Source organism: Aliarcobacter faecis (assembly GCF_013201705.1).
Classification (GTDB): Bacteria; Campylobacterota; Campylobacteria; order Campylobacterales; family Arcobacteraceae; genus Aliarcobacter; species Aliarcobacter faecis.
The window spans coordinates 129599-140289 of the sequence record NZ_CP053838.1 but is presented as its reverse complement, the minus strand read 5'-3'; the positions used below and the strand labels follow the sequence as shown (position 1 = coordinate 140289).

At 23.4% G+C, this 10691-nt stretch carries 11 protein-coding genes; 5 read left to right on the top strand and 6 right to left on the bottom strand.

The genetic code is table 11. The features are described 5' to 3' along the window. The first annotated feature begins 443 nt into the window (after positions 1-443). Both AFAEC_RS12175 and AFAEC_RS12170 read left to right on the top strand, forming a co-directional pair. Positions 444-1382: a tyrosine-type recombinase/integrase gene (locus tag AFAEC_RS12175; RefSeq protein WP_026806287.1), complete on the top strand. Its 939-nt coding sequence runs from the start codon at positions 444-446 to the stop codon at positions 1380-1382. A 48-nt stretch (positions 1383-1430) separates the two neighbouring features. Next, entirely contained in the window at positions 1431-2393 is a 963-nt protein-coding gene (locus AFAEC_RS12170; protein ID WP_026806909.1) for a GNAT family N-acetyltransferase, read from the top strand. Here the strand turns inward: AFAEC_RS12170 and AFAEC_RS12165 are convergent. Next, positions 2368-3093 carry a methyltransferase domain-containing protein gene (locus AFAEC_RS12165; RefSeq protein WP_034216839.1) on the bottom strand — a complete coding sequence of 242 codons (726 nt, stop codon included), beginning with the start codon at positions 3091-3093 and terminating at the stop codon, positions 2368-2370. The two genes, AFAEC_RS12170 and AFAEC_RS12165, sit on opposite strands and share 26 nt — an antisense overlap. Before the next feature lie 256 nt (positions 3094-3349). Between AFAEC_RS12165 and AFAEC_RS12160 the strand changes: the two genes are divergently transcribed. Together AFAEC_RS12160 and AFAEC_RS12155 are read left to right on the top strand one after the other, a co-directional pair. Then, positions 3350-4492, top strand: coding sequence for a Fic family protein (locus AFAEC_RS12160; protein ID WP_034216267.1), 1143 nt, complete (start codon positions 3350-3352; stop codon positions 4490-4492). A gap of 756 nt (positions 4493-5248) precedes the next feature. Continuing rightward, positions 5249-6439, top strand: a complete 1191-nt coding sequence (locus tag AFAEC_RS12155) for an ATP-binding protein (RefSeq protein ID WP_026805440.1) — start codon at positions 5249-5251, stop codon at positions 6437-6439. A gap of 136 nt (positions 6440-6575) precedes the next feature. Here the strand turns inward: AFAEC_RS12155 and AFAEC_RS12150 are convergent, their stop codons facing one another. Then, a complete protein-coding gene (locus tag AFAEC_RS12150; protein ID WP_154656341.1) occupies positions 6576-6725 on the bottom strand; it encodes a hypothetical protein in 150 nt (49 codons plus the stop codon). A 735-nt stretch (positions 6726-7460) separates the two neighbouring features. Here AFAEC_RS12150 and AFAEC_RS12145 point away from each other — a divergent pair. Further along, a complete protein-coding gene (locus AFAEC_RS12145) occupies positions 7461-8501 on the top strand; it encodes an IS5 family transposase (RefSeq protein WP_026805439.1) in 1041 nt (346 codons plus the stop codon). Positions 8502-8746: 245 nt separating this feature from the next. Here the strand turns inward: AFAEC_RS12145 and AFAEC_RS12140 are convergent, their stop codons facing one another. The 4 genes from AFAEC_RS12140 to AFAEC_RS12125 all read right to left on the bottom strand — a co-directional run bounded on the left by AFAEC_RS12140 (position 8747) and on the right by AFAEC_RS12125 (position 10230). Beyond that, a complete protein-coding gene (locus tag AFAEC_RS12140; protein WP_026805438.1) occupies positions 8747-9310 on the bottom strand; it encodes a transcriptional regulator in 564 nt (187 codons plus the stop codon). Between the two features lie 209 nt (positions 9311-9519). After that, positions 9520-9687 (bottom strand): hypothetical protein, encoded by a 168-nt coding sequence (locus AFAEC_RS12135; RefSeq protein WP_154656340.1) that lies wholly within the window; start codon positions 9685-9687, stop codon positions 9520-9522. Further along, positions 9684-10055 (bottom strand): hypothetical protein, encoded by a 372-nt coding sequence (locus AFAEC_RS12130; protein WP_148294535.1) that lies wholly within the window; start codon positions 10053-10055, stop codon positions 9684-9686. The genes AFAEC_RS12135 and AFAEC_RS12130 overlap by 4 nt, the downstream gene beginning before the upstream one ends. Beyond that, positions 10048-10230 (bottom strand): hypothetical protein, encoded by a 183-nt coding sequence (locus AFAEC_RS12125; protein ID WP_026805436.1) that lies wholly within the window; start codon positions 10228-10230, stop codon positions 10048-10050. Before AFAEC_RS12125 ends, AFAEC_RS12130 begins: the two co-directional genes overlap by 8 nt. Positions 10231-10691 lie beyond the last annotated feature (461 nt).

The window sequence follows — 10691 nt, the reverse complement described above, 5'->3', positions numbered from 1 at the left end:
ATTAGTTATTTCTCCATGAATACAATAAAAGATTTTTGTGATTTATTAAAATCTTTTATTGTTTATTAATAGCCAAATTATATATAAATAAACTAAAAATTATTTATAGAAGAAATTGTATAATTAGAAATATAAGTATAAAATAATACTTAAAAGGCTTTATTAAATCTATAAATAGGGATTTAAATAGATTATAGTATTTTGCTTGATAGCCAAATTCGAGCTCGTTGTATCGAAATGTACTACACCTTCAAGATAAATATTACTTGAGTTTAGATTTAAAAAAATTAAATAGATAATACTTCAGAGATAAACTATTACTCAGATGATACTACTAAAATATAAATTGGCAGTGTTAAATATTCTATGTCCTATTTAGTGTAGCCAGATCATATATATTTTTATACTATTTAAATACAATTAAACTAATTTTAGGAGAAAATATGAAAATAGACAAGTTACTACAAGATTTTTTATTTCATTGTAAATTTGAGAAAAATCTAAATCCAAAAACAATTGCTGCTTATACAATGGATATAGAGCAATTTAAAACATTTAAAAATATTAAATCTATGGATATTAATGAAGTTGATAAAGATATATTGAAAGAATATATTCAGCATTTATATACTTTAGAATTAAAACCAAAATCAATTAAAAGAAAACTAGCAACATTAAAAGCTTTTTTTACGCACCTAGAATTTGATGAAATTATCACTATAAGTCCATTTAGAAAAATGCGAGTTTCAATAAAAGAACAAAAATTACTACCAAAAACAATTGAAATTCAAAATATTAGAAAACTTTTTAAATATATTTATAAAATTAAATCCGATTCTAATAACATAGAACAATACTCATATAAAGCACTTACAAGAGATATTGCTATTTTAGAATTATTATTTGCGACGGGACTTAGAGTATCAGAAGTAAGTAATATTAAATATAATGATTTTAATTTAAGTACTGGAAATATCAAAGTTTTAGGGAAAGGTGGGAAAGAAAGAAATATACAAATTTGTGATCAAGAAGTAAAAACAGCTTTAAAAGAATATTTATCAATATTTAAAGATGAGATACTTAAAAAAGAGTGGTTTTTTATTAATAGATTAGGTAATAAATTTACAGAACATTCTATTGCAAATATGATAAAAAAATATCAAACAAAGGCAAATATACAACAACATTTAACTCCACATATGTTTCGTCACAGTTTTGCAACTATGCTTCTTGAAGAAGGAGTTGATATTAGATATATACAAGGGATGCTAGGACATTCATCTATCTCAACAACTCAAATTTATACTCAAATAAATATGAAGCAACAAAGAAAACTTCTATCAACAAAACATCCAAGAAGAAACTTCCAATTCCTCTCTTAACAGAAAATATCCTATTAAAATGAATACATAATAATAGGATATTATATATTGAAAACAATTTCATCACCAGTCTATACTATAAGGTTATTTGAAGATAGTAAATCAGAAGACTTTATAAATGCTCTAGATATTTATATAAATCAAATACCATCCGAATTAAGAACTTCATCTAATGAAATAATTTATTGGATTGATAATTATAATAAGTCATTTGAGGATAAACTTTTAATATTTGGATTTTATGAGAATGACAAAATCATAGGTTTTTCACAATGTTTATATTTTAAAAAAGAGTCTTTTATTACAATTGATTATTTCGTAATTGCATCTAGCCATAGAGGAAATCATTCTTTTCAAATGATCATTGCTATTTTAAAAGAATTTCTTAAAGAATATAAACTTGAATTTAATTTTATTGTTACTGAAGTAGAATCAAAAAATAAATCCTTATTACAACTCTTGAAAATGAATGGTTTTGGAGAAATTCAATCTAAATATTTTCAACCTTCTTTGGGTATTAATAATCATGATAGTTTAATTGAAGCAAAAATATTATATTTCCCTGCATATGAGGATAGAGTAATAAAAAAAGAAACTTATAAAATGATTGTAGAAACTATTTATAATAATCATTATATAAGATGGTACAAAGAATTTTTATCGGAAAAAGATTTAAAATCTTATATGGTCATTATAGAACAATTAAAAGTTAAAATATTTGATAATTTGAATGCTGAAATTAATATAAATGGTGGAATTAAGCCAATGAATGATTATAGTGAATTTAATGTTGGTAGGGAAATAAAAAATACAACTACAATTTTGGGGATTATTTTTATCTTTGCATTAATAACTTTACTTTTAGGAAAAGCATTTGATATGTCTTTATTACAAACAATAAGTTTTGTTATAATTAATACATCAATGTTTTTTTTAGTTTATTCTCTTGTTTCAAAAAAAGGTATTGAACAATTTAAATTAATACTTAAACTTTTTGACAAAGTAAAATAATATTTGATGAATAGTTTTTTAGAAAAGGAATATATGATAAAAAACTATCAAATATAGAAAATTTACTGGCAACCTTTTCATTTTTATAGAATCTATAAATTAGTGGTGATAATATATGAAAATTTTTTGATTTTATAATTTTAAAATTATTTAATTCTAATAATTCTTTAATAAATTTATGTGAATAAATCCAAACTTTTTCTTCTTTATTTTTATAGAATGTATTTACAATATTAGCTTTCTTTTTAAAACTATTAGTTAAAAAATATTCAAAGCTATAACTATTTTCAAATTCTAAAATTAAATATCCTCCACGATTCAGAATTCTACTAAACTCTTGAATTGTACATAATGCATCAGTATAATTTATTACACTACCTACACATAAAATAAAATCTAATTCATGATCTTTTAAAGGAAGTTTTTCTATTGTCCCAATTATATAATGTGCTTTATCAATTATATTTTTTTCTATTAAATCTACATGAATATGTTTTTTACAGTTGATTTCATAATCATTACCAGCAGAGCCAGCATTTAGCAATGTAAAATTATTCTTTAAATCAAGTCCATTTATTTCATTTTTTATAAATTTCTTAATTTTTCCAAAAGTATAAAAATGCCAAGAATCTTCTTTTGTCCAGATTTCATCAATATTATTATAATTTTTTTGAATTTCATTGTAATCAATAGATGACATATAATATCCTATTATTTAATGTTTAAGTATATCACAATTCTTTTATAATATACATCAAATGTTTATATTAATAAACTCAAAAAATAAATTGAAAAAGTATATTTAGGTTTATTCTTTTCATAAATACGAACAAATAATTTATGTTTGTAATTTTAAAATAATAATCAAATATTTTTTTCAAATGATTCGATTATATTCTTTAATAGGCTCATTTTATGATACTATTATATTAATTATTCGGTTCAAAGGTTAAAAAATGGAAAATAATATTATAAAATGGATATGGCAACATAAAAATTATCCGAATTTTAAATATGAGAAATCAAAACTAACAGATTTACTTACTCAAATTGAGTACAATAGAGGAATACTTGATGGTATTTCAAAACTATTTAGTAGTGATGATATAGTAAAGATTGAAATTGAAACATTAACTGATGAAGCTATTAATACATCTTTAATAGAGGGTGAAATTTTAAAAAGACAGAGTGTTCATTCTTCTTTTAAGAAAAAACTAGATAAAGATTTTGATGCAAGAAATGATAAGTATTCAACTATTGCAACTGATAATTTAGTAGAAATTTTAATTGATTCAAATTTAAATAAAAGCAATTTAAATTTGGATAGACTTCATGCTTGGCATAACTGTCTTTTTGAACATACGCAATATAATAAACTAACTAAGATTGATATTGCAAAATTTAGAAGTCATAGTGATATGGAAGTAATATCTGGTGCAATAGGATATGAAAAAGTTCACTATAAAGCAATTCCAGTAGAAAGAATTGATGAAGATATCAAGAATTTTTTAAAATATTGTAATGAAAATTCTGAAAATATCTATATAAAAGCCTCACTTGCTCATATTTGGTTTGTAATAATACATCCTTATGATGATGGTAATGGAAGAATTGCAAGAGCAATTACAGATTATATTCTTTCACAAAATAAATCAAATACGCAATTTAAACTATACTCTATTTCAACTGCGATTAATAAAGATAGAAAAGCTTATTATGATATTCTAGATAAAACTACAAATTTATTTTTAAATAGAGAGTTTGATATTACAGCTTGGATTATTTGGCATTTAAATATATTAAATAATGCCATGGAAGAAGCGCTAAAAAACATTGAATATCTAATACAAAAAACAAAGTTTTGGGATGAACATAGAAACAAAGCTCTAAATGAAAGACAAATAAAAGTTTTAAATAAAATATTGGATGTTAGGAATGAGAATTTTGAAGGTGGACTTAATACAAAAAAATATATCTCTTTAACAAAAGTTAGTAAAGCTACAGCAGTTAGAGATATAACTGCTCTTGTAGAATTTGGATGTATAAAACAAATAGATGGTACTGCTGGTCGAAATGTTAGATATGAGATTAAGTTTTAAAAATAAAAATAAAGACTCAAATTAATAGATTTTAACGATAAGCGAAAAGACTCTCATTTTGCTTATAATCATTAGAAAAATAATATTAAGATTTTTAATTTTTTTACGCTCTTCAAATACTTACAATTAATGTTAAGTTTAGCCGAATTTTTAACAGAAAAAAGACATATAAAATTCCAATAATATTTTAAGCTATACTTAAGTTAAAAATTAAGGAATACCGATTTTATAGTACTTTATAAAAATTAAGATATAAATAAAATAATTTTTTTATATCAAGCCGAATTTTTAACAGTACAATTTTAACATACAATAACCCTTATACTAGTTTTATATTTAGCCGAATTTTATACAGACTTTTTTTGCTCTTTAAAAACCATCATTTTAGAGTTTTTTCACGAAAATGAAAAAAATAGCATAAATACTTTGAGTTTTTAAGTTTTAAATAATTATAAAATAAAATTAAAATAATGGGTTGTTACTATTATTCTTTTTGAAATATTATAAGTTGTAAAATTAATTTTTTAAATAATCATTTTAAAGCCTCTAAAACTAAAAATAAATTTTAGCTAGTATACTATTATCAAAATTTAATATTTATTTGTTATAGGTGGTTTACCCTTGCTTTAAATACTATAAATACTTTATTAAATTAATTTAAGCATATAAAAATAATTTAAATCAAGATATATATAAAGTACACTTTATAATAAATTTGATATTATTCTAAAATACATTTTATAATAAGAGGAAAATATGGATTTAGCAACACTTCAAAAAATATCTACTCAAATCTTATCTAGAGAAGTTCCAAGTTATAAAAGATACCTTTATTCAAAAATTGATTTCAATAGTAAATTAATAGGTATAAAAGGAGCAAGAGGTGCTGGAAAAAGTACTATACTTTTACAATATGCAAAAAGTTTAAACTACCCTATTTCTAAACTCTTATATGTTAGTTGTGATCATCCAGCAATGAGTGGTGTATCATTATATGATATTGCTGAAGCATTTTATGCAAGAGGTGGAAAACTTTTTATTATTGATGAAATACATAAAAATGAAAATTTTTCAAAAGATTTAAAAGCGATATATGATGTATTTGATTTACAAGTCTTATTTAGTGGATCTTCAGCCTTACAAATTGAAAACTCACTTGCTGATTTATCAAGAAGAGCAGTTATTCATACTTTAGGAGTTTTATCTTTAAGAGAATTTTGTGAGTTACAGACTAATGAGACTTTTCAAAGTTATTTGTTAGAAGATATTTTAAAAAATCATGAAGATATTACTTTTGAAATTTTAAAAAAAATAAGACCACTTGAACAATTTAACAACTATTTGAAATATGGATGTTATCCATTTTATAAAGAATCGCTAAGCGATTATTCTATGAAACTTTTAGAAGTAATAAATCTTACAATTGACTCAGATTTATGTGGAATATATAATATAGAACCTTCAAAACTAGATAAATTAAAAAAGATTATTTATATGCTTTGCAGTACAAAACCTTATGAATTAAATATCTCAAAACTAAGCACAGCAGTTGGAACATCATGGCCAACTTTACAAAAATATTTAGAAAGAATGGATGCTGGAAGTTTAATACATATTGTAAGAGCAGGTGAAGGAATGAGAGCTATTAATAAACCAGATAAACTTCTTTTAGATAATCCAAATCTTTTCGTAGTTGCTTGTGGAAATGGTGATATAGGATCTATTAGAGAGAGTTTTTTTGTATCTCAACTTGTACTTCATAATCAAGTACACTATCATGACAAAGGTGATTTTATTATAAATGATAATTATGTATTTGAAATAGGAGGTGCATCAAAAGATGCATCTCAACTAAAAGGAAATAAAAATGGTTATGTTGTAAATGATGATGTAGAAATTGGATTTAATAATAAAATACCACTTTGGCTTTTTGGATTTCTTTACTAAAATTTATTTTTAATTTTTTTAAAATATTTGGTGAAGAAAATTTTTAAAAAATGGAAACTTATTTCAAAATCTATAATATAATTTTTTGATAGCAGGTGAATCATAGTACACCTTTTAATTTTCTATTTTTTCAATTTCAAAAATATTTTATCTGAAAAAATATTTTTTCTTCTCCCTCAAGCTGATCACTTTTTTTTAAACTTTTCATAAAATCTTTGTTTAATTTAAGTGCATTTGTCTTATCGCCAAAGATTTCAAGAAGATATTTTTCAATCTCGTCAAGCATAGAAAAATCATTTATTTTTGACCCTATTATTTTAATTCTTTTTATGATTTTTTTAACATTTAAAAACTTAAAGCATTTATTCTCTTTTTATCATTTTTGTAAAAAAACTCTAAAATGATACTTTTTAAATATCAAAAAACAGCTGTATAAAATTCGGCTGAATTCAAGTATTAGTATTAAGATAAAATGGGGCAAAAAAATGCTTGTAAAAAATTCGGCTTTATTAAAAAAATTATTTTTTTCATACTCATTAATTTTAATAATACGATAAAAAGGGGCTTTTATTAATTTATACTTAAAAATGGCTTAAAAACAATTAGAAAAAATTAGTGTTTTTTTTCGTAAAAAATTCGGCTATATAGAAGTATTATACTAAGTATGAATTTGTTTTAAAAATTTTGGCTATTTAAAAATATTATTTTATTGAAAAAATAAGTAAAAAGAGATTCTTTTCGCTTATCGTTAAAATTTATTGCTTTGCGTCTTTTTGTTCTATAACATCATTTATAATCTTACACTTATGCTTATATTCTTTTTCTTTATTTTTGTCTTCTAGGCTACTTAAATCGCTTTTAATCATAGTAATTCTTCTGATAATCTATGATCTATTAAATGACTAAGTGCAGTTCCACCAACGAATCTAATATGGGTACCTCTAAAAACTCCTACCTAACCAACCTAAAACCACAATTTAGATAAAATATCTACTATGCATAACATCGCAAAGGTTTTAAAATGGCAGGATTATTCGATTTAGAGTTTCATGAAAAAAAGATTAAAAAGTATCAACCAATATTAGCTAAACTTGATCTTGTGATAGATTGGGAGATGTTTAGAGAAACAATAGAAAAAGCTTTATATGTTGAACCCAAAGGTGCTGGTGGAAGACCACCATTTGATAAAATAATGATGTTTAAAATCTTAATCTTGCAAAAATACTATAACCTCTCTGATGAACAAACAGAGTTTCAGATAAATGATAGAACATCATTTAAACAATTTTTAGGATTAAAAATTGGTGATACTATTCCTGATGAAAAAACTATATGGCACTTTAAAGAGCAATTAGCAAATAAAGATTTATCTAAAAGCTTATTTGAAATGTTTGCTGTAGCTTTGATGGATAAAGGAATTATAGCTAAAGAGGGAAGTATTGTAGATGCGACATTTGTAGATGTTCCAAAACAAAGAAATTCTAAAGAGGATAATGCAGATATTAAAAAAGGTGCAGTGCCGTTAAAGTTTGGTAAAAAAGATAAGAATGGTAAACAATCCAAACTATGCCAAAAAGATACCGATGCAAGATGGATGACCAAATCAGGTGAAAAACACTTTGGATTTAAAGATCATATCAATGCAGATGAGAAAACAAAGCTCATTACCAAATATTCTGTAACCAGTGCAGCACCTCATGATTCAACAGAGATTGAAAATATAGTTGATGAAACAGACAATAGGCTTCATGCTGATAGTGCATACAGAAGTAAAGAGATAGAAGAACACCTTAAAGCCATTGAATGCGAAAGCTTTGTCCATGAAAAAGGCTATAGAGGTAGTCCTCTTACAGAACAACAAAAAGAATCAAATAACAAAAAATCAAAAATCAGAGCAAGAGTAGAACATATCTTTGGATTTATGACAAACTCTATGAATAATGCTCTGTATATGAGATCAATAGGAATAAAGAGGATCAAAGAATCAATAGGATTACTTAACTTAACCTATAACCACTTTAGATTTGAACAGCTAATAAGATTAGAAAAAGTGAAAATATAGGAAAATGGATATAAATCCATAAAAATAGTAAAAATAGAGGGGGATTTTCACAGAGTTTCTAAAAAAGTTCAGCTAAAATTGAGCTAAGATTTTAAAAAAATCAAGAAAATGAAAAGTTGGACGTTCTAAAAGATGTTTTTAGAGGTTCCCATATCATTATTTTCAAATAACTCATCATTTGCAATAAGTTCTAATACTTCTTGTGTTTTTTGTAGCATTTTATTTTCCTATTTAGTTTATTTGTTTTAATTATTTAATTGTTTATAAATATGTGCTTTGTGCTTATTGAATGATTTTAATAAATTAATATCTTTTTGTTCTATTATATGAGATGCTAATCTTTCTGGTCCAAAATATTTTAAAAGTAGCATTAGTCTTTTTTCATTCCATTTATTTAAAACAATATTTATAAAATTTGGTATTTCATATCTATGTCCATCTTCTACACTATAAAACAATTCTTCACCAAATACTTTTTTATCAAGGATGATATATTTTTGACTTGGTTCTATAATAGGCTTTAGATATATATTATCATTTTCATTTTTTTTGTTTGTTCTCTCTTTTTGATCATTAAACTCAAATCCCTCTAAAAATTTATTAAACTGTTCTTCTTTATTTATTTTTATTAGAATTTTTACATAATTTTCAAATGTGATTTTTCCTTTTTGTTCAAAAGTCTTGTATGTAGCATATTTAATATCAACAAAATTAGCAAACTCTTCCTGGCTTAGTTCAAGTGCAATTCGTTCAGCTCTTATCTTTTTACTAGCGACCATTAAAATTTTTTGTACAGAACTTTTAATCATTTATCAATATCCTTAAATATAAATTGTAATTGCTGTAATTATATCAATTAGTTAACTTTATATAGCTAAAAAGTATGTAATTGATAAAATATAAGCATACTAAAAGTATTAATCAATCAAAAGCTTTATAAATTATGGCTATTAGTCTATGTCATAAAAACATTCCTATTAGTAGCATAACCTTTTTTGAATTGGCATTTTGTGAAACATTAGATAATAAAGCTAATTGGGTTTGGTCTGATTGCAAAAGGAATATATACTTTTATTTTTTCTATAATTTCTTCTCTTCTTCTTTTTATTTCTTTTATTAAAATAAAAACAACAAGGACAGCAAAAATTACAACAAGAAGTAAAACTTTAAAAATTAAATCTATCATTTTGATACTCTTCTTTGAAATTTTTTAGCTATAAGCTTTTGAGCATTTTTTAAAATAATTTTCAAAGTACCATAGTCTTCACCAGTTAATGAACTATACTCTTTAAGAGAAAGTTCTTCTGTGTTTGCCTTTGTAAAAAATCCTAAGTGTATGTTGTAAACTCTTGCACTTATTGTTGGCAATTTTCCTTTTATTTCTAGAACAATTTTTTTAATAGCAGGTGAATGATAATACTCTTTTTCATTTTCTATTTTTGCACTTTCAAAAATATTTTCAAACTCTATTCTTGTTATTGAATATCTTTTTGAAAATTCCATAAACTCTTTTTTATATAATTCATTATCAATTATATTTTTAAAATCAAACATCTTTTTTAAAAACATTTTTATTTGAAAAAATATTTTTTCTTCCCCCTTCAAGCTGATCACTTTTTTTTAAAACCTTTTCGTAAAATCTTTGTTTGTTTTCAAGTGCATTTATCTTATCACCAAAGATTTCAAGAAGATATTTTTCAATCTCGTCAAGCATAGAAAAATCATTCATTTTGACCTTATTATTTTAATTTTTTTTATGATTTTTTTAACATTTAAAAACTTAAACCATTTGTACTATTTTTTCACTTTTTGTAAAAAACCTCTAAAATGCTATGTTTTTTTATGCAAAAAATGTCCGTAAAAAATTCGGCTATATTAATGTACTAGTAGAGCCATATTTTTGAACAAAAATCGCTTGTGTAAAATTCGGCTAGATAGTTAAAAATTATTTTATTTATATTTCAATTTTAATAAAGTACGATAAAATCAATATTTCTTTAATTTAAACTTATATAAGGCTTAAAATATTTAATGATATTTTTATGGATATTTTCTGTAAAAAATTCGGCTATATTAGTGTATTATATAGAGCCATATTTTTAAGTAAAATTTCTTGAAGTGTGAATATTATTTTCTTAATGACAATAAATAAAAAGGGGTACTTCTCACTTATTATTAAAATCTATTGAT